Below are 19,863 nucleotides of genomic sequence, written 5' to 3'. Positions count from 1 at the left end.
ACCTGCGCACAGCGACGCGGCGCCGACCGATCCACACGACGGGACTCACCATGACCGGATCCCCCGCCGAGCTGATGCGAGTCAATCTGCTCGAGGTGTTCAACGAACCCGACCCGGACCGCAGGGCCACGGTCATCGCCGAGAACTACGCCGAAGACGTGGTGTGGCACGAACCGGACCGCGTCAACCACGGGCGCACGGACTTCGTGCGCCGCGCCACGGAGTTGCTCGCCGAAAACCCGGGCTGGGTCTTTCGGCCCGTCGGCCCCGCGTCGGGACTCGACGACATCGGCCACCTCGGCTTCCAGTGGGGTCCCTCCGACGGCCGGCCACCGGTGGTCAGCGGCATGGACATCGCCCGCACCAGCGGCGGCGTCATCATCGAGCTCTACACGATCATGTGCTACGCCGAGTTCGGCGACGTCGTCCAGGCCATCGACGCCCTCGACGCCGACGTCATCAGCCTGGAAGCCGCCCGTTCCCACATGCAGGTCGCCCGTGAACTCGCCGCCTACGGCTACCCGCGCGAGGCCGGACCGGGTGTCTACGACATCCACTCCCCGCGCGTGCCCGGCGCCGCCGAGGCGGCCGACCTCCTGCGCCTCGGGCTCAAGGCCATCCCGGCCGAACGCCTTTGGGTCAACCCGGACTGCGGGCTCAAGACCCGCGGCTGGCCGGAGGTACGGGCCTCTCTGGAGAACCTGGTCGCCGCGGCGCGGACCGTGCGCGCGGAGATCTAGTCACCGAGCCCGCCCCGGCCGTACCGGCCGGGGCGGGTCTGCACGGCCGCCACGCATGCCCGTACCGTCGTAGGCACGCAGTCCAGGACACCCCGCCCCGCGGCGGAAGCAGGAGGAACAACCTCGTGACCAGCCGTGTCACTCTCATCTCACCCGCGACCACGCCCTCGCTGCGGCGGGCCCGTTTCGACGGCGGCGACTCGATCGAGGACAGCGCGGCGGCGCGGGCCAGGTCGGCGGCCGGGTCCCTGCCCGCAGCAGGCCGCGTCCTCGCCTCTTCCAGCGTGCGCTGCCGGGAGTCGGCCGCCGCGCTCGGCCTCGACGCCTCGGTGGAACCGGAACTCTCCGGTCTGGACGTGGGCCGGTGGCGGGGGCGGACGCTGGACGACGTCGGTGCCGTCGAGCCGGAAGCAGTAGCCCGCTGGCTGGCCGATCCCGGTGCTGCACCGCATGGCGGCGAGTCGGTGCGGGAGCTGTGTGCGCGGGTCGCGCGCTGGCTGGAGACGAGTGGGCCGGCGGACGGCAGGACGATCGCCGTGGTGGAGCCCGAGGTCGTACGGGCCGTGGTGGTGCACGCGTTGGGCGCACCCGAGGCGGCGTTCTGGCGCCTCGACGTCCCGCCGCTCACGGCGACGGAGGTCACCTGCCGGTCCGGGCGCTGGAACGTGCGGCTCGGACACGGCCTCGCCCAGCCTGGCGAGTGACGGCGGTCAGAAAGTCGCGTCCCGATGGCGACGCAGCAGTGCCGCTATCGCGCACCGCAGGCAGTCGGTGTCCGTGGCACCGGTCGTGGCGTGGTCGCCCTGGCAGTCGGGCACCGCCCGCCGGCCCGGGCCCTCATCCCGGGTGCTGCATACGGTCGTTGGGCCACCGACCAGGGCCTCCAGCTCGTCGAGCAGTCTCTCGGTCCGTTTGACCTGCTGGGCGAGTACCCGTACCCGCGCGCTCTGGCCGCCGATCTGGCGTCGGCTGGCGATGAGTTGGGCGTACTCCTCCATGGTCAGGGCGACCGCCTCACGTCCGCCGAGCGTGATGTGGCGCGGTTCGGGACGTCGTCTGGCCACTCGGCTCCTCCGCTCGTCGCCTCCGCCGGTGTCCCGGAAACGCGAGAGGGCCCCCGGACGGTTCCGAAGGGCCCTGTCGTGTCCTGAAGGGATCAGTGCGTGGCGGGAACTCTTCGCCCGGACGCGGTGGTCGCGGGCTTCGGGTTCAGCTGCCGCTCGGCCAACTCGCCGAAGAGCAGGCCGAATCCGCCCCACAGAACGGCCTGGATGGCCAGTGCGGAGAGGCGGAACCGCCACAGCAGGGTGGCCGGGAAGTCCTTCGGCACCTCGTTGACGACCGGCAGGAAGGCGTACGCCAGGCCGATCGCGACGGCGAAGGCGGCGACCGCGACGACGGACGCGTACCAGGTGCCCAGGGTGGGTGCGAGGCGCTTGCCCAGGATGGTGGCGGCGACCGCCAGGAGCACGCTGAGCAGCATCATCAGGAAGTACAGGGTCGTCCGCCTGCCGATGGTGTCGGGCTCACCGACCGACGGCGGGTTGGCCGGGTACTTCAGGAACGGGACGACGTACACGGCGAGCAGCGCGCAGCCGGACAGCAGCAGTGCGGTCGCCCGCGGGCTGAAGCGGCCGACACGGCCGAGCGCGACGCAGAAGGCGAGCGCGGCGATGCCGCCGAAGGCGACCCCGTAGACGAGGACACCGGTGGCGAGGCCCAGGGTGGACTGCAGGGAGCGGGAGACGACCTCCATCCCGTGCTCGTGAGTGTGGGCGTCCTCGAAGCTGATCGCGCTGTCGACGTTCGGCTCACCCAGGAAGTAGGCGGCGACCAGGGCGAGCACGCCGGCGGCCAGGCCGGCGAGCATGCCCCGGACGAGAAGGTTTCTCACGGTTGCGGAGTTCATGGTCGAGCGGCGTCCCTCGCGTCAGTGGCAGGGGAAGCCGAGCAGGTGGCGTGCGTCGTGCACCCACTCGTGGACGTCCGTGCCGTTGAACACGGAGGTGGCGCCCTGCTCGGCGCCGACGAAGTACAGCAGGACGAGCATGAGGATGCCGAAGAAGACCGCCCACGGAGCGATCGCCTTGAGCGGCAGCGTGGCGGGAACGGCGGGGGTGGTGGCTGTCGGCTGGGCGACGGTCTGCGCCATGGCAGGACCTCCTCTGGGAGTTCGCGTCCCATCTCGGTGGTGCACATGACGACGGCCACGGGTCTGACTCACGGGACACCCAGGGGTGTTCCGCATACAGTGGCGCGACCGTTCCGGATTCCCACCGGCTTCCGTCTCGCCGTCGTCGATATCGGACAGACCGTACCGCGTGGCGCGTGCACGGCCAAGACCGCCTCGTCCTTCGTGATCTTCCTCTCGCGTCGGCCGCTGCGCTGACGGCGGGTCGGGTCTGCCGGGCCCTGCGGCCCGGCAGACCTGCTCCGTCCTCGTGCCGCTAGCCGCGGCGGCCCGACGGATCGGGTGCGACCGTGTCCCGGTTCTGGCCGGGAACCGAACCGGTGTCAGGCGATCCGGCACCGGCCGCTTCCCGCGCCTGGTCCCCGTGGCCCGGCCACCACGCCGCATGGCCGATCAGCGCGGTGAGGCTCGGCGTGAAGAACATCGCCATCACGAAGGCGGCGACCGCGATGCCGAAGGAGACCGCGAAACCCATCTCTGTCAGCAGCGAGTTGCCCGCCAGCATCATGGTGGCGAAGGTAGCCGCCAGGATGAAGCCGGCCGCCGCCACGGTCGGCCCGGCGTGCCGGAGCGCCATGCCGGCCGCCTCGCGGGGCTCGCGGCCCTCGCGGGCCTCCTCGCGGAGCCGGGCGATCATGAGGATGTTGTAGTCGGTGCCGATGGCGACCACGAACAGGTACATGATCACCGGGAGCATGAACATCAGACCCGAGTGCCCCTGCCCCTCCTGGAAGATCCAGACCGTGGCACCGAGGGTGGCACCGAAGCCGAGGCCCACCGAGGCCATCAGGTACCAGGGGGCGACCACACTGCGCAGCAGCAGCCCCAGGATGATCATGATGAGGAGGGCGGCGACGGGGAAGACCGTCCGGTAGTCGTGGTTGACGGCCGTGGCGATGTCCTTGTAGATCGAGGACATGCCGCCGACGACGGCTTCGGTGCCCTTGGGGGCGTCGGAGTGCGCGACGTCGCGCACCTCGCCCACGGCATCGATCGCCTTGTCCGTCGACGCCTCGTACTTGAGCGTGACGGTGAAGTCGGCGGTGGTGCCGGCCTTGTTCAGCTGGGTCAGGCGGGCGTTCGCGACGCCGTCCACGGCCCCGAGCTTCTGCGCGTACGCGTCCAGGCCGGACTTGTCCAGCTGCTTGCCGTCGGTGCTGGACAGGAAGACGTCGGTGGGTGCGGCGGCGCCCGCCGAGTACGCCTTCTGCATCTCGTCCTGGACGACCATGGATTCCTTGGTCTTGGGCATGGAGCCCGCCGCCAGGTCGAACGTGGCGTTGAAGCCGAGGGTGCCGAGCGACAGTGCGACCAGGACGAGGCCGGACACCGCGGCGGTCAGCGCCGGGCGGCGCTGCACGCCGCGGCCGAGGGCGGCGAACCGGGCGTTCTCCGGCTCCCGTTGCCAGGACTTGGAGGGCCAGAAGACCTTCGGTCCGATGAGCGAGACCACGGCCGGGATCAGGGTCAGGCCCGCGACCAGCGTGGCGGCGACCGCGATGGCGAGTGCCGGGCCCATCTGCTTGAGGAAGCCGAGCGTTGACAGCACCAGCGCGAGGAAGGCGATGATGACCGCTCCGGCGGCCGAGGCGATGGCCTCGCCGACCCGGTCGACCGCGTTGATCATGGCCTGTTTCGGCTCGTCGCCGGCGCGCAGGCGCTCGCGGTAGCGGAACATCAGGAAGAGGAAGTAGTCCGTGCCCACGCCGAAGAGCACGACGATCAGGATCGACGAGATCGAGCTGTTGGCCTGCAGGTCGAACAGCTTGGTGGCGTAGGCGATCAGGCCGTTGGCGACGGCCGACACCAGGCCGATCAGGACCAGGGGGAGGATCGCCAGGATCGGCGCACGGAAAATGATCAGCAGGGTGACCAGGATGATCGCGAAGGTGCCGATACCGATCAGTGCCTGGCCGCGCTTGGACGAGTCCTGCTGGTCCAGGGCCTGCGCGGCGGAGCCACCGAGCTTGACGTCGAGGTTCGTGCCCTTGGCCAGTTCCTTGACGTCGTCGCGCAACACCTTGGCCGCGTCGATCTGTTTGGGCTGGCCGGCGTTCTTGCTGTCCATCTGCACCAGGGTCAGGTCATACCTGCCGTCCTTGGACGGCTGGCCGGGGACGACCTTCTGCACCTGGTCGATGTGCTTGTTGCCCAGTTGTGAAGTGATCCGGGCGATGTCCTGTTTGTCGGCGGCGGTGAGCTTGCCACCGTCGGTGCGTTGGTACAGCGCGATCGCGGACGGGGTGAAGGCGCTGGGGAACGCCTTCTCCTGTAACTCCGCCGCTTTGATCGACTCGTAACTCTTTGGCAGAAAACTGCTCTCGTCGCTGTTCGAGGGCAGGCTCGGCGCGGTGGCGACGATCGCCACCGCCGCGATGAGCCATGCCACGATCGTCCAGACGGGATGACGGACGACGGCATTCCCAATGCGTCGGAACATGCGGAAGGTCCTCCTGGACAGGAAGATCACCGCAGCCCGGGGAGCGGACCCTGGCATCGGCGACCCTGACCGGCCGTCACTTTCGGGCCGGTCGAATGGTTGTCTTGAGATGCGATCGTAGTGACCGCACCCCGAGATCATTCCATCGTGTGACGCCTGACCGAGAAAGACCCTTCTCTTTTCAGTCATGGCTGTTCATTCGGGGCTTGGGGCGTGAACTCCCGCTTGATGGGCGGGAGTTGGAACACCTTGCTGCTCGCGCACGTTTCTCGCGCATCCACGGCACGGATGAGGCGCGCTGCGCTCGTGAGGCGTTTCACCGTGGAGCGGCGGCTCTGCGAATCTCCGGGGCGTCCGCGCAGTGTGCGTGGGCGCCCCGGAGCATGTGACTCAGCGGCTGCGCAGAGCGGTGAGCGTGGCGTCGAGGTCGGCCGCGCGGGGACGGTTGTGCGGCAGCTTGCCGAGCAGGGCGGCCATGCCGCAGGTGTCGGTGAGCGCGGAGAAGACGAGACCGCCCGCGACGCCCGCCGACAGGATCAGGAAGGCCGGGTGCACGAGCAGCCCGAGGCCGATGCCCACGAGGACCAGCGCGCCCGCCGTGAACCGGACCTGCCGCTCCATGCTCCAGCCGGCCCGGGTGTCGCAGGCGGCGGGCTGCTCCAGGTCGTAGCCCGCAGCGGCCCAGCCGCTGGTGCCACCGGCCAGGGTGGCGGTGGGGATCCCCTGCTCCACGAGCAGCTTGCAGGCGTTCTCGGAGCGGGCTCCGGAGGCGCACACGACCAGGACGTCGCCGCGGTCGGCGGCATGCCGGATCTCGGGCAGGGCGCGCCGGATCTGGTCCAGGGGGATGTTGAGCGCGCCGGGCAGGTGGCCCGAGGCGTACTCACCGGGGGTGCGTACGTCGATGACGGTCAGCTCCTGCAGCCGGGTGCGGGCCTGGTCGATGCGGAGGGTGACGGGGGCGAGTGGGGTGCTCATGGCAGATGTGATCCTTGGTGTTCGACGCCGTCCCGCAGCGGGACGTACAGTACCCCTAGGGGTATTTCTGGAGGAGTGATCGTGGAACTGGACCTCGCGAGTGCGGAGCTGAAGTCCGTCCTGAACCGGCTGCGCCGGGCGCAGGGCCAGATCTCCGGCGTGATCCGGATGATCGAGGAGGGGCGCGACTGCGAGGACGTGATCACGCAGCTCGCCGCCGCGTCGCGGGCGCTCGACCGCGCGGGTTTCGCGATCATCGCCACCGGCCTGCAGCAGTGCATCACCGACATGGAGTCCGGCCGGAAGAACGGCGAGGACCCGGAGCAGATGCGGGCCCGTCTGGAGAGGCTCTTCCTGTCGCTGGCATGAGGGGGGCCGGCGCGGGGTTGTGGTCGCGAGTGCATCACACCACCGCGTCGATCATCATGTACGCGGCCACGGCCAGCAGTACCAGGGCGAAGGTCCGCTGCAGCGCGTGCCCCGACACCTTTGCTCCGAGCCGCTTCCCGTCCCACGCGCCGAGGACCGCGGCCCCGGCGAAGGGCCCGATGACGGCCCAGTCCAGACCGTCGGCCGTACCGGCGCGCATCGCCAGCGCGGCCAGGGAGTTGGCGGTGATGACCAGCAGGCTGGTGCCCACCGCGTCACGCATCCGCATGCCGAGCACGCTCACCAGCGCGGGCACGGCGAGGAAGCCGCCGCCGACGCCGAGGACGCCGGTGACCGCACCGAGCCCGGCACCCGCGGCCGCCGCCCGGTCCTGTCGCACCGGTACCGCTGTCTCCGCCGCTGCTCGGGGTCGTAGCATCCGCACCGCGGCCGTTCCCGCCACCACGGCGAAGGCGGCCGTCAGAGCGCCGGCGGGCAGCCGTCCGGCGAGCGCACCGCCCAGCATCGCGGGAACGATCCCGGCCGCCGCGAACAGCAGCCCGGTCCGCCATCGCACATGACCGTCCCGGGCGTGCGCGGACAGCGCCGTGGCCGAGGTGAGCGTGACGATGACGAGGCTGGCGGTGGTCGCCGCGACCGGGGTGAAACCGAGCAGGTAGATCAGGGCGGGGACGGCCAGGACGCTGCCACCGCCCCCGAGCGCGCCGAGCGCCACGCCGATGACGGCACCGGCGGCCAGGGCGAGTACGACAGCGCTCACGCGACGGTCCCGTTCCCGCCCCGCGAGTCCACCATGGGCAGTCCTGCCGCTTCCCAGTCCCGCATGCCGCCGATCACGTCCACGGCCTCGGCACCGCGCGCCGCGAGCAGACCGGCCGCCTGCTGGGAGCGGTTCCCCGAGCGGCAGATCACGACGAAGGGGCCCGCCTGCGCGCCCGTGGGCAGCCCGGCCCCGGCGGCCAGCGCGGACAGCGGCAGGTGCACGGCCCGTGGCGCGTGCCCCGCCTGCCATTCATCTGGTTCGCGGACGTCCAGCAGTACGGCGTCGGCGCCGCCCTCGACGGCACTGCCGTGACCGGTGCGGGCGGCAGCCTCCTGGACGGTCACCCGGCTCGGATCGCGCCGGTGTCGATCGCGCCGGTCTCGTCGGAAGATGCTCATCTTGGCTTGTCGCTCCTGTCTTGCGCTCAGGCGGTACGGACCGTGAGCCCGGCGTTCCCGGCCGCGTCGAAGCCGTCGTCCACGGCGACGACGTCGCGGCCGGCCGCGTCCAGCAGGGAGGCTGCGATGGCGGCGCGCATACCGCCCGCGCAGTGCACCCACACCGTGCCGTCGGGGATCTCGTCGACGCGGCGGTGCAGGGTGTGGACCGGTATGTGGACCGAGCCCTCGATGAAGCCGCCCGCCCGCTCCGCGGTACGCCGGACGTCGAGGACGACGACGCCGTCCGCCGGGTACTGGCGGGCGAGGTCCGCGAAGGTGGCCCGCGGGAAGGAGGCGAGGGTCTCGTTCTCACGGACCCAGTCGCCCGGTTCCCCGGTGGCCGCGGCGGCCGGCCGGTCGATGCCCACGCGGACCAGCTCTCGCTGCGCCGCGGCGATCTGCTCGGCGGACTCGGCGAGCAGCGTGACCGGCTTGCCCCACGGGATCAGCCAGGCGAGATAGGTGGCGAGCTGTCCCTCGGCCTCGAAATTGAACGAGCCCGACACGTGCCCGGCGGCGAACGCGACCCGGTTGCGCAGGTCCACCACCCACTCCCCCGCGGCCAGCCGGGCGGCGATCTCGTCCGCGTCGGCCACGGCGGACGGGGTCAGGTCGACCGGCGCGGGCCCCGCGGCGTTGGCCGGACCCATGTGTGCGTAGTACGCGGGGATGTCACTCAGACCGGTCAGCAGGTCGGCGACGAAGGTGTCCACGTCCCGGGTGAGGGCCGCGTTGGAGGCCTTCTCCTTGCCGATCGTGCTGTGCTCCCCCTCCGTCTGCGCCGACGCGCAGAAGCTGCCGAAGCCATGCGTGGGCAGCACGTCGGTGTCGTCGGGCAGCTCGGTGGCCAGGCGGTGCGCGGAGGCGTACTGCGCACGGGCGAGGCGCTCGGTGAGCCGCGGCTCCACGAGGTCGGGGCGGCCGACGGTGCCGATCAGCAGGGAACCGCCGGTGAACACCGAGACCGCCGTTCCACCCTCCTCGAGCACATAGGAAGTGTGGTGCGGAGTGTGCCCGGGCGTTGCCACGGCACGCAGGGTCAGCCCGGCGGCGGCATCGATCACCGTACGGTCGCCGTCCTCGACCGGCACGCGCTCGAAGGAGACGGCGGCCTGGGCGGGAACCAGATAGGCGGCGCCCGTGACCCGGGCCAGCTCCAGGCCGCCGGTGACGTAGTCGTTGTGGACGTGCGTCTCGACGACGTGCGAGATCCGCACCCCGCGCCGGGCCGCCGCCGCGATCACCTGGTCGATGTCACGCGGCGGGTCGACCGCCACCGCCCTCCGCTCGCCGCCCGCCAGATAGCTGCGGTTGCCGAGCCCCGGCACCTCGATCGTGTCGACGAAGAACACGAGGTACTCCCTTCCATCGAACATCCCTCGCGAACATCCCTCGAAGAATTACCCCCGGGGGTATGTCTTCGACAGTACACGATTACCCCCGGGGGTATCTTCGGGGCGTCGACTCGACCGATCCGCCCCCTCCCGGCAGGGCCGGGTGAAACCATGGAGGCGTACGAGGGGAACGGGGGGCGAGTGGCGAGCGACGGACGTACGGCCCTGCTGATCGGCGTGGGCGACAATCCAGGGGCGGAACACCGTCTGCCCTCGCTGGGGACGACGGTCGACGCGGACCTGCGTGTCATGAGTGCCGCCTTGCGCGCAAGCGGCTACGCGGTGCAGACACTGCGCAACCCCACCCGCAACGAGATCACCGAGCGCATCTCCGACCTCTCGGCCAGCACACCGGCCGGGAGCACGCTGCTGCTCTACTTCACGGGGCACGGCGTGCGGATCGGCACCACCGACTACCTGGTCCCCGCCGATGCCCGCGCCCCGGCCGACGGCGGCGACGATCCGACCGGATGGGACCGGCCCCACGTACGGGAGTCCCTCCTGGAGGCCGACATCAGCCGGTATCTGGGGCACTGCCGTGCCGGCACCGTGCTGTGGCTGATCGACGCATGCCGCAGGCCGGAGGGCGCACCGGACACCGCCTTCGGCAGCAACATCGTCAAGGGTCCGCCGCGCAGCGGTTTCGCCATGATGACGAGCTGCGGCCCCGGTGAGCGCAGTGGCTTCGCGGAGACGGGCAGCTTCTTCACACTGGCGCTCGCCCGCGCCTTCGACCCGTTGACCGAGGCCACGACCGTGGAGCAGGTGTACGAGACGGCCAGGCGGGAGACCCAGGCGCGGGCGTTACGTGCGCGGGCCGAGCCGCAGGCCGTGCTGATCCACTACGGAGTCGACCTGGCGGCGCAGACCAGGTCCCTGGAGGTCGCCAGGGGCAGACGGCTGCTGGAGGCGTGGCAGGACGCAGTGCGCACACCGGCGCTCTGGGAACGCGTGCCGGAGTGCGACACGGAAGCCGTCGCCCGCATGCAGGACTGCCTGGCGTCCCTGGCCACGCAGGCGGCCCGCCAGGTCCACCGTGCGCAGGAACGCCTGCCCGATCCGTGGGCCGACGACGACTACCCGGTACGGCTGCTCACCGAACGACTCCCCCTGCTCCTGCCCAAGGGCGTCGAGTTGTCCGCCCTGGAAGTCACCGCACTGATCGCCGGAGTGCTGCTGCACGAGGCGGCCTGGGCCGAGCGGCTGAGCCAGGCCTCCGAGTTCCATCCCCAGTTCGTCCGGCGCGACAGCGAGGCCGACGACCTGCGGCGGCACTACGAGCAGATCACCGAGCACTATCCCCAGATCACCGAGAAGCTCGGGAACTGGTACCTGTGGGAGGACACAGCCACGGACGACCGTCACGCCGTCACCCTGTGGCTGGTGCACCGTTGGATCGCGGAGCGGTTCGCGACCGACGAGGAGGCCGTGCCCGCGGCCCTGGCCGACGACTTCGTGACGCGGCTCCTGGACGTGGCTCCGCCGGCGGCGGGCGAGAGGCTCGGTGGACGGGCGGGGGCGCTGTCCGCGGCCCTGCGCACGGTCGCCGCGGGCCTCGTCCTCGGCGCTCCGCCCGAGGACCAGCGGCTGTCCCTGCCGGACCGTCACGTCGTACGCAGGACTCCGTGGCGCCTGCGCGTACGGCCCCTCGCGGCCGTACTACGGCTCGCCGGGCTGCTCGCCTTCGACGCCCGGTGCCTGCCGGAAGTCCTCGCCGAGCATCTCGCCGTGTCCGATCCGGTGGTGCCGCGCGAGGTGATCACCGTGCTCCGGGACGCCTTGTGGGACCCCGACCAGGACGGGACCACGCCCTCGCATCTGCATCTCGACGCGGTCTGCCCGCACCCGGCGATCCACGCGGCGCTGGCCTCGGTCATCGAGGACGCCGACGACCTCGGGCATGTGCTGCGCGAGTCGGCCCGCCGCCTGCCGGAGGACGAGGCCGCACTGCTCAGGGGAGTGCCCGCGCGGGTGACCGACCACCGGCTTCGACCGGACACCGAGCGCGGGACGGACGCCTACGACGTCCCGCTCGCGCGATTCTCGCTGGCGCAGACGGAGATCCGCCGGCTGCTGATGGGCGAGAAGCTGTACGACGGCGAGCCCGAACTCGCCCTGCGGGAGCTGTACCAGAACGCCATGGACGCCTGCCGCTACCGGGAGATGCGCGTCCGCTACCTGCACGGCCTCGGCAAGGAACCCGCGCGGTGGGCCGGCCGGATCCGCATCGAGGTGGGCGAGGACGACCAAGGGCGTTACGTCGAGTGCCTGGACAACGGCGTCGGCATGACCGTCGACCAGCTGAAGAACACCTTCACCCGGGCCGGTCGCCGCTTCGACCAGTCGCACGCCTTCCGCCGGGAACAGGCCGCCTGGCTGCGCCACGACAGATCGCTGCGGCTGTACCCCAACAGCCGTTTCGGCATCGGTGTCTTCAGCTACTTCATGCTCGCCGACCGGATGACGATCGTGACCAGGCCCGTCGGCACGGACGGCCGCCCGGCCGAGAAGGCACTGCGCGTCGAGATCCCGGTCAGTGGCAGCCTCTTCCGGGTGCGGGAGGACGACGGGCGCGACGGCACGGCGCTGCCCGAGGGGGGCACACGCGTCCGGCTGCACCTGCGCCGTGCGAGGGCGCTGGCCGGGGACTTTGCCGTGTCGGTGCTGAGGACACTGATCAGGGTCACCGAGTTCCGACTGGACGTGCGCGGCGAGGACGGCACCGAGGAGGTCTGGCTGCCCGGGCTCCTCAAGTCCGGTGAGGGTCCGCGCGCAGTGTCCGCGGAGTCGGCCGTCGAGGCGGTGCCGGGCACCCTGTGGTGGGTGCGGGGCGACGGGGCGATCGTGTGCGACGGGATCGCCACCGACGAACGGCCCTTCGGCTACGTGCTCAATCTGTCGGGCGCACACGCGGGCGAACTCAGCGTGAACCGCAAGAAGTTGGAGAGCTACGACCGGACGTGGGCGAAGCAGCAGATCCGGCTGGGCGCCCAAGCACCCGGGATCCGGACCTGGTTGAGCCTCGCATGGCTACGGAACATGGAAGCGCGCGAGCCTGCGATCGCCCGCACCCTGTGGCGGGCGTGGCAGGGACTGGGGGTTCGTGCATGGACCGAACACGGTCAGCAGGTGAACCTCGACGAGGTCGGCTGGTTCAAGCTGGACGGCTCCGTCGGCGAGTGGTCGAACAGGCCGGACGACCAGCACGTGGCGGCTGTCCGGCCCTGGCGGCTGGCCGTCCTCGGCCCCGACCGCGCGGCCGGGCAGCAGGCGGCGCCGCTGTCCCTGTCGGGTCATCCCGTGCCCTGCCCGGGTTGGTCCGACATCGCGGCGGATGTCCGGGGTGACTGGCGGCGTGCGGTCCTGGCCGCCCACGAGCAGACGACGACCGTGGCAGAGGTGATCCGCGCGACGCGGGGCCTGCGCATCGTCCATCCCCGGCTGGCGGGTCCGGCCGTCCGGGGCGGCGGCGACCTGGACTGGGAGCCGACCTTCACCGACTGGTGCGTCATGACCGGGCTCCTGGGCAGCAAGCGCGACCCGATGGAGGACCTCCCGGAGTCCATCCGGGGGCGCCGGGCGTCGAGGCGGAACTTCGCCACGCGGATCTACTGTGAGCACGCGCCCGAGGATCTCTCGGGGCTTGCCCGCGCATCCGCCAGGTTCCAGACGGCACTCGGCGAGCTGGCCGAGGCCTGCGCCCGGTACGCGCCGTTCGTGAGCGGACAACTGCCCCCTGTCCCGGACCGCCATCGCGAGCATGTCTGCACCGACACCGAGCTGAAGCTGCTCTACCTCCAGGAGGACGAGAGCCGCTGGCGGCCCGCCACGCACCCCTGGGACGTGCCGGTGGTGGCCGCCGCGGCGGACCTCGACGCAGGCGAGGCCCAGCGGCGGCTGGCCGAGTTCGCGTGGCTGGGCCGCCCCGTGCCCGACCCCGCCCTGGTCGCCCGGTGGGCTGCCGTGCCGGTCGACGTGTCCGCCCTGCTGCGCCGCTACGTCGCCCACGGCCCCGACGGCCGCGCCGTGCTCCCGTGGGCCGCCACTGTCGAACTGGCCGCGGAGCACGAGATCTCCGTCTGGGAGGCGGAGCGCCTGCTCGCCCGCGAGGCGGAGGCCCTCGGACTGGTCCACCGCCGGCGCTACACGCGGCGCTCGCCCGGACGGGACGTGGTCCCCTCGCCCGAGACCGGTTCGCTGGCGCGGTGGCTGCACGCCACAGACGTACGTCTGGAGGACGGCGTGTCACTCCGGGACCTCGCGTTCGTGCGACCGCACGCGATGTCGTGGGAAGAGATGTCCTGGTTCGCCGACGAGCTGCGGGAGGCCGGCGTGGCGCTCCCGGACGCGGCGCCCCTGCTCCAGGCCTGGGACGATCTGCCCACGCCGAGCCGCTATGCCTTCTCCGGGGAGGATCCGAGCTGGGACGGCGCCGACTATCCCGTACCGGCCACCTCGGCCGTGCTGTTCACCGCGAGCCAACGGCTCCGGCAGGAGCTGTCGTTCCTGTGGCACACCGCGCATGAGGAAGCCCGGAGACTGGAGCTGGACGCCGACCTGGTCGCACCGCGCCCGCCCGAGGTGCTGAGCACGTTCCGCCCGTCGTGGGACGAGTGCGCGGCGCTGGTCGACCAGGGTATGGACGAGGACGGCGGCGAGTGGTTCGAGACCCCGCACTGGGTCCCCCTCACGGCACAGCGTCTGGTGGAGTACGCCCGTGGCGTCAGCCTCGGCTCACGGGAGGCGTACCGGAAGCTGGCGCCCCTGCGAGCCATCGGCGCCCTGGTGCCTGAGCTGTCCGACGATGCCGTGGCCGCGCTGCCGGACGACGTACCCACCCCGCACGACGCCGTGGCCGTCGACCCGGCCTTCCGCGTCTCCGAGCCGGGATCCCCGCTGCTGCCCCTCGACCTGGTCAGCATCGCCGGGCGTCTCGGCGAGTCGGTGCGGCACACCTGGCAGCGGCGGATCATCCCGTATCTCGCGCTGGAGGAGACTCCTCCGTCGATCGCCGACGTACCTGAGGTCGTGCCCGCCTGGCAGGATCTGACGATCCTCTCCGAGGGCCTCGACGGCAGACTGCCCGCGCTGACCGGCCCGGTGAGCCCGGAGCGGGTCGAGCAGTGCGCCCGGGCGGTCGACGCCACACCCGAGTGGGTGCGTGAGCGTCTGGAGGTGTACGCGGGCATGTTCGGATTCCGGATCGAGAGCGTCGGCGAGCAAGAGGAGGGGCGATGACACGGGCCGTCCGGCACGATCACGGCAAGCCGTACGCCGACGAGGATCTCGGCGAGGTCGATGGCGCCCTGTTCACCCAACAACCCGCCCCGGAAGGGCGGGGAGTGATCGTCGCCGGGACGTGTCCACGCTGCCACGGCCCCACCAGGACGCTGTTCCCGTGGGCGCGGCCGGGAACCGGGTCGAAGGGGGTGCTGACCCTGCTGTTCGGGAGTGGACAGACACCGAGAGCCGAGGGTGAACCGGGCCCCCTGCTCACGGAAGTACACCTGTGCGAATGCGGTCACGCCCATCCGCAGTGCCCACCGGACACGTCGTACGTCGGCTGTGGCGCGAGTTGGCGGATCCGGCGATGAGCACCCGTTCCGACCGCCGCTGGGCCGAACTCGCCCGTGAACTCGAGTTCACCAGGCTTCCGGAACTGCGCAGACAGGCCGAAGGGTGGCGCACCGGGCTGACGGGGCTGACAGCACTGCTGGCGGTCCTCGTGCTGCTGAAGGGCCGCGACGACCTCACCGGCCTGCCCGCCTGGGCTCGCGGCACCGCGACCGGACTGCTGGTGGCGGCCTTCGTGCTGTTGACCACGGGATCGCTCCTGGCGGTACGGGCGGCGCACGGGACTCCGGAACGCGAGATCCTGCTGGGCGGGCAGGCCCTGCGCCGTTGGACCGAGCAGGAGGTGGCACGGGTTACCCGGGCACTGGCCTGGGCCTCCCTGTGTTGTGTCCTGGGAGTGATCCTGGTGGTCGGGGCGCTCGTCGTCGCCTGGGGGACGACGACGAGCGATTCGGCCACGCATCGGGTCCGAGTGAGGACGAACACCGGTGTGGTGTGCGGTGAGTTGATCCTGGTCGACCCACAGCAGGTGGCGATCCGTACGGAGACGGCCGGCAAGATCTCGCTGCCACGAGCGACCGTCCAGAGCGTGCAACCGGCCAAGGCCTGCTAGAACGACGCATGCAGCGTGCGCGGGCCCGGCTTCGTCGGCTCAGCCCTGTACCGCCCGCACCGGCCCGCTCGTCCCTCGCACCACCAGCTTGGGGTCCAGCACCGCCTCGCGTGGCTCCCGCTCCGGGTTCTCCAGCCGCTCCACGGCGAAACGCACCGCATGCTCCGCCATGAGCATGGCGTCCTGGCGGACCGGCGTCAGGCCGATCGGCATCAGATGGGAGAGATGGCTGTCGTCGTAGCCGATGACCGACAGGTCGCGCGGGACCTCCACACCGGCCCGGGCCAGGGCCATCAACAGGCCCATCGCGCACCGGTCGTTGCCCGCCAGGACGGCCGTGGGCAGGCCGCCGAGAGCGAGGCCGCCTTCTGGCGCTCATTGGAGGAGCTGTTGCCACTGTTCGAGCCGGAGGGCATCGCTCTCAACCTGGAGGCACACCCGGACGACTTCTGCGAGGAGAACACCCCGGCGGTCGACCTGGTCCGGGCGATCAACAAGCCCTGGGTGAACTACCTCTACTGCGCCCCGCACTCCTTCCACCTCTCGGGCGCCGACCCGACGGCGGACATCGCGGCGATGATGCGCTGCGCCGGTGACAGGCTCCAGCACGTGCACATCGCCGACTCCTTCAACCACAAGGGGTCCAGCGGGCTGCGGTACATCCTCAACCCGCCCGGCACCGCGGCCCGTATCCACCTGCACCTGGACATCGGTCAGGGCGAGGTCGACTGGGATGCCTTCTTCGGCACGCTGCGTGAGCTGGACTTCGACGGCGTCGCCACGGCCGGTGTCCTTTCGGCTCACCTGTCTCGATGGCTGCGGGTCAGGTGCGACGGCGGCCCAGCAAGGTGCCCCCCACAGCCACCAGGCCGATGGCGATGACCTTGGCGGCCCCGTAGTAGGCGGACGCCGGCTCCTCCGGGGTGCCGGGCAGCCGGAAAAAGACCCATGCTGCCACGAGCCCCCCGAAGGCGATCAGTGCGACAGCCCCCCACGTCCCGAGGTCCGCCCACCAGGGCGCCGGGGCGTAACCCCGCTCGTCGGTCTGCTCAACGTCCTTGTCGGCCACGGTCTGTTCTCCTGGGCTTGTGATAGCGGTCGCGCGGGAAGACGCGGACCCGGCGCGGAAGGTTGATCAAGCCAGGCGCAGCTGTCGCACCCGACCGTCTACAAGTACGTCGGGACCAAGAACGAAGCGATCGTCAAGGTCGTCCAGTCCCTGCTGGAGCAGGGCCGCGCAGCAGCGCAGGCCGCGGCAGCGGCGCCGGGCACGAGCGATGAGAAGGCTCTCGCGGTGCTCACGGTGAAGCTGGAGGTCGCCATCCGGCTGTGGCACGACAGCCCCGCGCACGCCCAGGAACTGCTGTCCGCCGCCACCGCGCAGGCACCCGAGCCGGTCACCGCCTACACCGACGGTCTCGCCGGACTCCTGACGTCGGCCCTGGCCGAAAGCATCCCGGACAGCGCGCACCAGGCCGCCGCCGTGCTGCTCACCTTCACCAGGGGGCTGGATGACGACACGGCGCCCGAGGAGGAGTTCTGGACCTGGCGCGGACACCGCATCCATCTCGACCGCTACCCGAACCCCAAGGCCGGAGCCACGGTCGTCCTGCACCACGGCGTCGGCGCCAACGGACGCCAGATGTCCCTCATCCTGGGCGCCCCACTCGCCCGGCGCGGCTTCGAGACCTTCGCTCTCGACAGATGCAGGACGCCATCGCCGACTTCGTCACCAAGCGCACCCGCTGACGCGGCGAGCCGGCAACGGCTCAGGAACCCTCGGCCCGTGCCGCCAGTGCCGCGGCGCGCTGGTCGAGCCGCTTCAGAGCGACCTCGCCCCACCGGAGGTTGTCCTGCTCCAGTGACAGGCCACGCAGCAGGGTGAGGTAAGGGCCGATCCGTTCGGCAGTGGTGAAGTACTCGTCCTCGGTGCGGCCGGCCAGCAGGCGCTCCCGCATCCGCTCGAAGCGGACGACCTTGGCGGCGGCCAGTTCCATGCGCTGGGAGATCGCCGCACGGACGGCCTGGAGATCACCGACGTCGACGCACTGGACCTTGACCAGCAGTTCGTCCCTGATCGCGGTCGGCTTGGCCGGAGGTTCGGTCGTGTAGGCGTGCACGGCCGCGTACCCGGCCTCGGTGAGCGAGAAGATCCGCTTGTTGGGCCTGCGCTCCTGCAGGACGAAGCGAGCGGCGACGAGGCCCTCGCTCTCCATGCGCTCCAACTCGCGGTAGATCTGCTGCGGCGTGGCCATCCAGAAGTTGGCGACCGAGGACTGGAACCCCTTCGCGAGGTCGTACCCGGACGCCTCACCCTCCAAGAGCGCGGCCATCACCGCGTTGCGCAGAGCCATGGAGGCCAATTTAGCACCGGATGGGAATATTCAACTGGTTGCATATTCTCATCCGGTGCCAGGCCGCGACCAGGCGGGAACCGCGGCCCGCTCGTTCATCGCTGTGCAGAGGGTGCGGTCGGCGTCGTCGCCACGGCCGGCGGTGCCCAGCCCTCCAGTTCGGCTGCGAGATCGCCGATCGCCTCGAGCGGATGGCCGACCTGGTCGATGACCAGGGTTGCACCTTCGGCGAGCCGCTGGTGCAGCCCGACCGGATACACGCTGAAGCCGCGCTCGCCGTGACCCACGAACTCGCCATCCCGCCCACCACACTCAGAACAACAGGCCGCCGCCACGTTCCCCACCGGGTCGGTCTGGTGTACCTGCGCCGGCAGGACACCCCCGCCCAGATCGCGGCCGGCTTCGGTATCGCCGTCAGCACCGCCCAAGCACGGCCGAGGCCGGCATCCGGTACCGACACCTTGTCCGTCGCGGCCTTCGAACACATCTCCAGCAGCCGAATACGCTCCGCTTCTATTCAGTAACCTAGGGCGTCCGCTGACATATGTCAGCGTCACTGAGGAAAGGGGGGACGTCTCCGGGGTGTCGTCACCCAGGGCTCCGCCCATGAGCGAGGTCCCGCAGAGCGCAGAGCTGATCTCGGGTCGGTAGGGACTGCTGGGCAGCGTGCTCGGTCACGGCCCGACTCCACCTCTGCCGTCCTGTGGTCGGGCAGGGGGCACGCTGCCGTGACCGGGCTACCCGACCACACATCGATGTGAACCAGCTGTCCTGTGACACCTTGATCTCTTGCGCTACCAGACCCGGGCGCCCCTCACGCCCCCGCGTCGGACGGGAGGAGCGCCAGCAGGGCCGCCCGGGCGACGGCGGCGCCCGACATGATGCCCGTGTAGCGGCCCGAGTCGGTGAAGGCCACGTAGTCGCCCTCGTCGAGGAGGGCCGCGCGCAGCCAGACCGCGTCGTCGTCGGTGCGTTCCAGCGCCTTGGTGTGCAGGACCGGTGTGAAGAGCTGGTGCAGCCGGGAGACGTCGATCTCGGCGGGCAGCGCCTCGAGGCGGGCCATGCTCCTCGCAAGCAGCTGCTCCTCCAGGAGCGGGTTGAGCTCGTTTCGCGGCGCAGGGTGGGTCATGGGCCGCATGCCCTGCAGTCCGAGTTCCTTCATGAGCGCCGAGGTCGTCGGCGGTGGCGGTGTCTGCGGTGTCTGAGGTGTCTGCGGTGTCGGCTCGGCGAGCCGGACCGCCACCGCCTGCCCGGACGCCTCGAGGTACGCCTTGCGCAGGTGCGGGTCGCTCTCCTGAAGGCGTTCGAGGAGGTCGGCCGGGCGAGCCCAGCCGATGAACTGGTCGGCCCTGCCCTGCTGCTGGGCCGTGAAGACGACGACCGAGGGTCGGCCGAGCCGGGTGGCGCCGGCGCACAGCAGCAGCAGCCGCGTCTCCCACCAGGCGTGGCCGTCCTCGAGGTCGACGATCACCACCTCGGTTCCGCGCAGGTTCCGCAGGGAGGCGATGGCTTCGACACCACCGGCGTCGGCCAGGGAGATGCCGAGCTGCGGGACCACGTTCCGGGGGACCGCCAGGCCCCGCTGGGACCCGGCGGCGGCCGTCAGGGCAATCTTGACGGCGCCGAGCTCCACCGACCCGCCGGTCGACGCGACCCCGCTCAGGACCACCAGCAGCACGGGGAGCAGGCTCAGGCCGACGATGCCCAGCAGCACCCAGCCGGCCGACGCGGTGTCCAGGCCCAGCGCGGTCCGCGCGGCGCCCCAGGCCACGGCCAGCACGACCAGTAGCAGGGGGGCCAGGAACAGGGCCGCCCGCGCGCTGAACGGCCAGAACGCCAGGTCCGAGGCCTTGGCCTTCGTCATGCTCTTCGCCTTGGACTTCTGTGGCGAGTCCACGGGATCCATTATCGGCCGCCATCCCGCCCGCCGCCCGGGGAGCGATCACCGGCGGTCAAGCGCCCGACAAGACCGCTCTGCGAAAACTG

The 19,863-nt window shown here is 71.1% G+C and carries 18 protein-coding genes, 2 pseudogenes and 1 riboswitch; of the genes and pseudogenes, 8 read left to right on the top strand and 12 right to left on the bottom strand.

What is annotated here, in order from left to right; genetic code table 11:
* Nucleotides 1-50: 50 nt before the first annotated feature.
* Both ACFYZZ_RS08510 and ACFYZZ_RS08505 read left to right on the top strand, forming a co-directional pair.
* On the top strand, nt 51-740 hold the full coding sequence (locus ACFYZZ_RS08510) for a nuclear transport factor 2 family protein (RefSeq protein ID WP_389172943.1): 690 nt from the start codon (nt 51-53) through the stop codon (nt 738-740).
* Nucleotides 741-865: 125 nt separating this feature from the next.
* Nucleotides 866-1,444, top strand: a complete 579-nt coding sequence (locus ACFYZZ_RS08505) for a histidine phosphatase family protein (RefSeq protein WP_389172942.1) — start codon at nt 866-868, stop codon at nt 1,442-1,444.
* A gap of 6 nt (nt 1,445-1,450) precedes the next feature.
* On the opposite strand, the gene ACFYZZ_RS08500 is transcribed toward ACFYZZ_RS08505, so the two are convergent.
* From ACFYZZ_RS08500 to ACFYZZ_RS08480, 5 genes are all read right to left on the bottom strand, one after another.
* The gene (locus ACFYZZ_RS08500) at nt 1,451-1,804 is read right to left on the bottom strand and encodes a hypothetical protein (protein ID WP_389172940.1); all 354 of its coding nucleotides are present in this window, start codon (nt 1,802-1,804) and stop codon (nt 1,451-1,453) included.
* Between the two features lie 92 nt (nt 1,805-1,896).
* Nucleotides 1,897-2,649 carry a CbtA family protein gene (locus tag ACFYZZ_RS08495; protein WP_389172938.1) on the bottom strand — a complete coding sequence of 251 codons (753 nt, stop codon included), beginning with the start codon at nt 2,647-2,649 and terminating at the stop codon, nt 1,897-1,899.
* Nucleotides 2,650-2,670: 21 nt separating this feature from the next.
* Nucleotides 2,671-2,892 (bottom strand): CbtB-domain containing protein, encoded by a 222-nt coding sequence (locus ACFYZZ_RS08490; protein WP_086692985.1) that lies wholly within the window; start codon nt 2,890-2,892, stop codon nt 2,671-2,673.
* Between the two features lie 36 nt (nt 2,893-2,928).
* Nucleotides 2,929-3,071, bottom strand: a riboswitch (cobalamin riboswitch).
* A 116-nt stretch (nt 3,072-3,187) separates the two neighbouring features.
* Nucleotides 3,188-5,371 carry an MMPL family transporter gene (locus ACFYZZ_RS08485; RefSeq protein ID WP_389172936.1) on the bottom strand — a complete coding sequence of 728 codons (2,184 nt, stop codon included), beginning with the start codon at nt 5,369-5,371 and terminating at the stop codon, nt 3,188-3,190.
* Between the two features lie 390 nt (nt 5,372-5,761).
* Nucleotides 5,762-6,349 carry a rhodanese-like domain-containing protein gene (locus ACFYZZ_RS08480; RefSeq protein WP_389172934.1) on the bottom strand — a complete coding sequence of 196 codons (588 nt, stop codon included), beginning with the start codon at nt 6,347-6,349 and terminating at the stop codon, nt 5,762-5,764.
* Nucleotides 6,350-6,430: 81 nt separating this feature from the next.
* Between ACFYZZ_RS08480 and ACFYZZ_RS08475 the strand changes: the two genes are divergently transcribed.
* On the top strand, nt 6,431-6,718 hold the full coding sequence (locus ACFYZZ_RS08475; RefSeq protein ID WP_389172933.1) for a metal-sensitive transcriptional regulator: 288 nt from the start codon (nt 6,431-6,433) through the stop codon (nt 6,716-6,718).
* Between the two features lie 34 nt (nt 6,719-6,752).
* Here ACFYZZ_RS08475 and ACFYZZ_RS08470 read toward each other — a convergent pair whose 3' ends face one another.
* The 3 genes from ACFYZZ_RS08470 to ACFYZZ_RS08460 are packed head-to-tail and all read right to left on the bottom strand — an operon-like array spanning nt 6,753 to nt 9,294.
* Complete coding sequence (locus tag ACFYZZ_RS08470; RefSeq protein ID WP_389172931.1) at nt 6,753-7,499, bottom strand: sulfite exporter TauE/SafE family protein; 747 nt, start codon at nt 7,497-7,499, stop codon at nt 6,753-6,755.
* On the bottom strand, nt 7,496-7,900 hold the full coding sequence (locus ACFYZZ_RS08465; RefSeq protein WP_389172929.1) for a rhodanese-like domain-containing protein: 405 nt from the start codon (nt 7,898-7,900) through the stop codon (nt 7,496-7,498). Before ACFYZZ_RS08465 ends, ACFYZZ_RS08470 begins: the two co-directional genes overlap by 4 nt.
* Nucleotides 7,901-7,926: 26 nt before the next feature.
* Nucleotides 7,927-9,294, bottom strand: coding sequence for a rhodanese-like domain-containing protein (locus tag ACFYZZ_RS08460; protein WP_389173682.1), 1,368 nt, complete (start codon nt 9,292-9,294; stop codon nt 7,927-7,929).
* Between the two features lie 183 nt (nt 9,295-9,477).
* Here ACFYZZ_RS08460 and ACFYZZ_RS08455 point away from each other — a divergent pair, with 183 nt between their 5' ends.
* Genes ACFYZZ_RS08455 through ACFYZZ_RS08445 form a run of 3 tightly spaced genes read left to right on the top strand, consistent with a single transcriptional unit; the run spans nt 9,478 to nt 15,523 of the window.
* The gene (locus ACFYZZ_RS08455; protein ID WP_389172927.1) at nt 9,478-14,574 is read left to right on the top strand and encodes a caspase family protein; all 5,097 of its coding nucleotides are present in this window, start codon (nt 9,478-9,480) and stop codon (nt 14,572-14,574) included.
* The gene (locus tag ACFYZZ_RS08450; RefSeq protein ID WP_389172926.1) at nt 14,571-14,930 is read left to right on the top strand and encodes a hypothetical protein; all 360 of its coding nucleotides are present in this window, start codon (nt 14,571-14,573) and stop codon (nt 14,928-14,930) included. The genes ACFYZZ_RS08455 and ACFYZZ_RS08450 overlap by 4 nt, the downstream gene beginning before the upstream one ends.
* Nucleotides 14,927-15,523 (top strand): hypothetical protein, encoded by a 597-nt coding sequence (locus ACFYZZ_RS08445; RefSeq protein WP_389172924.1) that lies wholly within the window; start codon nt 14,927-14,929, stop codon nt 15,521-15,523. The genes ACFYZZ_RS08450 and ACFYZZ_RS08445 overlap by 4 nt, the downstream gene beginning before the upstream one ends.
* A gap of 39 nt (nt 15,524-15,562) precedes the next feature.
* Here ACFYZZ_RS08445 and ACFYZZ_RS08440 read toward each other — a convergent pair.
* A pseudogene (locus ACFYZZ_RS08440) lies at nt 15,563-15,868 on the bottom strand (substrate-binding domain-containing protein); the annotation flags it as partial.
* Between ACFYZZ_RS08440 and ACFYZZ_RS08435 the strand changes: the two are divergent.
* Nucleotides 15,866-16,321: pseudogene (locus tag ACFYZZ_RS08435) on the top strand (sugar phosphate isomerase/epimerase family protein); the annotation flags it as partial. The pseudogenes ACFYZZ_RS08440 and ACFYZZ_RS08435 sit on opposite strands and share 3 nt — an antisense overlap.
* A 25-nt stretch (nt 16,322-16,346) precedes the next feature.
* On the opposite strand, the gene ACFYZZ_RS08430 reads toward ACFYZZ_RS08435, so the two are convergent.
* Both ACFYZZ_RS08430 and ACFYZZ_RS08425 read right to left on the bottom strand, forming a co-directional pair.
* Complete coding sequence (locus tag ACFYZZ_RS08430) at nt 16,347-16,592, bottom strand: hypothetical protein (RefSeq protein WP_389172922.1); 246 nt, start codon at nt 16,590-16,592, stop codon at nt 16,347-16,349.
* Nucleotides 16,593-17,292: 700 nt separating this feature from the next.
* A complete protein-coding gene (locus ACFYZZ_RS08425; RefSeq protein ID WP_389172920.1) occupies nt 17,293-17,877 on the bottom strand; it encodes a PadR family transcriptional regulator in 585 nt (194 codons plus the stop codon).
* Nucleotides 17,878-18,068: 191 nt separating this feature from the next.
* On the opposite strand from ACFYZZ_RS08425, the gene ACFYZZ_RS08420 reads away from it, so the two are divergent.
* On the top strand, nt 18,069-18,401 hold the full coding sequence (locus ACFYZZ_RS08420; RefSeq protein ID WP_389172918.1) for a hypothetical protein: 333 nt from the start codon (nt 18,069-18,071) through the stop codon (nt 18,399-18,401).
* Between the two features lie 290 nt (nt 18,402-18,691).
* Here the strand turns inward: ACFYZZ_RS08420 and ACFYZZ_RS08415 are convergent, their stop codons facing one another.
* Complete coding sequence (locus tag ACFYZZ_RS08415; RefSeq protein WP_389172916.1) at nt 18,692-19,774, bottom strand: hypothetical protein; 1,083 nt, start codon at nt 19,772-19,774, stop codon at nt 18,692-18,694.
* Nucleotides 19,775-19,863: the final 89 nt, after the last annotated feature.

The sequence above is a fragment of the Streptomyces sp. NPDC001816 genome, from assembly GCF_042892235.1.
Lineage (GTDB): Bacteria > Actinomycetota > Actinomycetes > Streptomycetales > Streptomycetaceae > Streptomyces.
The sequence above is the reverse complement of the archived record's forward strand: the minus strand, read 5'-3'. Positions and strand labels throughout refer to the sequence as shown.

Excerpts from the sequence above, each read along its gene's own strand:
- ACFYZZ_RS08510 (WP_389172943.1), top strand. The coding sequence starts at position 51 with ATGACCGGATCCCCCGCCGAGCTGATGCGAGTCAATCTGCTCGAGGTG.
- ACFYZZ_RS08495 (WP_389172938.1), bottom strand. The coding sequence starts at position 2,649 with ATGAACTCCGCAACCGTGAGAAACCTTCTCGTCCGGGGCATGCTCGCC.
- ACFYZZ_RS08490 (WP_086692985.1), bottom strand. The coding sequence starts at position 2,892 with ATGGCGCAGACCGTCGCCCAGCCGACAGCCACCACCCCCGCCGTTCCC.
- ACFYZZ_RS08485 (WP_389172936.1), bottom strand. The coding sequence starts at position 5,371 with ATGTTCCGACGCATTGGGAATGCCGTCGTCCGTCATCCCGTCTGGACG.
- ACFYZZ_RS08480 (WP_389172934.1), bottom strand. The coding sequence starts at position 6,349 with ATGAGCACCCCACTCGCCCCCGTCACCCTCCGCATCGACCAGGCCCGC.
- ACFYZZ_RS08465 (WP_389172929.1), bottom strand. The coding sequence starts at position 7,900 with ATGAGCATCTTCCGACGAGACCGGCGCGATCGACACCGGCGCGATCCG.
- ACFYZZ_RS08450 (WP_389172926.1), top strand. The coding sequence starts at position 14,571 with ATGACACGGGCCGTCCGGCACGATCACGGCAAGCCGTACGCCGACGAG.
- ACFYZZ_RS08445 (WP_389172924.1), top strand. The coding sequence starts at position 14,927 with ATGAGCACCCGTTCCGACCGCCGCTGGGCCGAACTCGCCCGTGAACTC.
- ACFYZZ_RS08425 (WP_389172920.1), bottom strand. The coding sequence starts at position 17,877 with ATGGCTCTGCGCAACGCGGTGATGGCCGCGCTCTTGGAGGGTGAGGCG.
- ACFYZZ_RS08420 (WP_389172918.1), top strand. The coding sequence starts at position 18,069 with ATGGCCGACCTGGTCGATGACCAGGGTTGCACCTTCGGCGAGCCGCTG.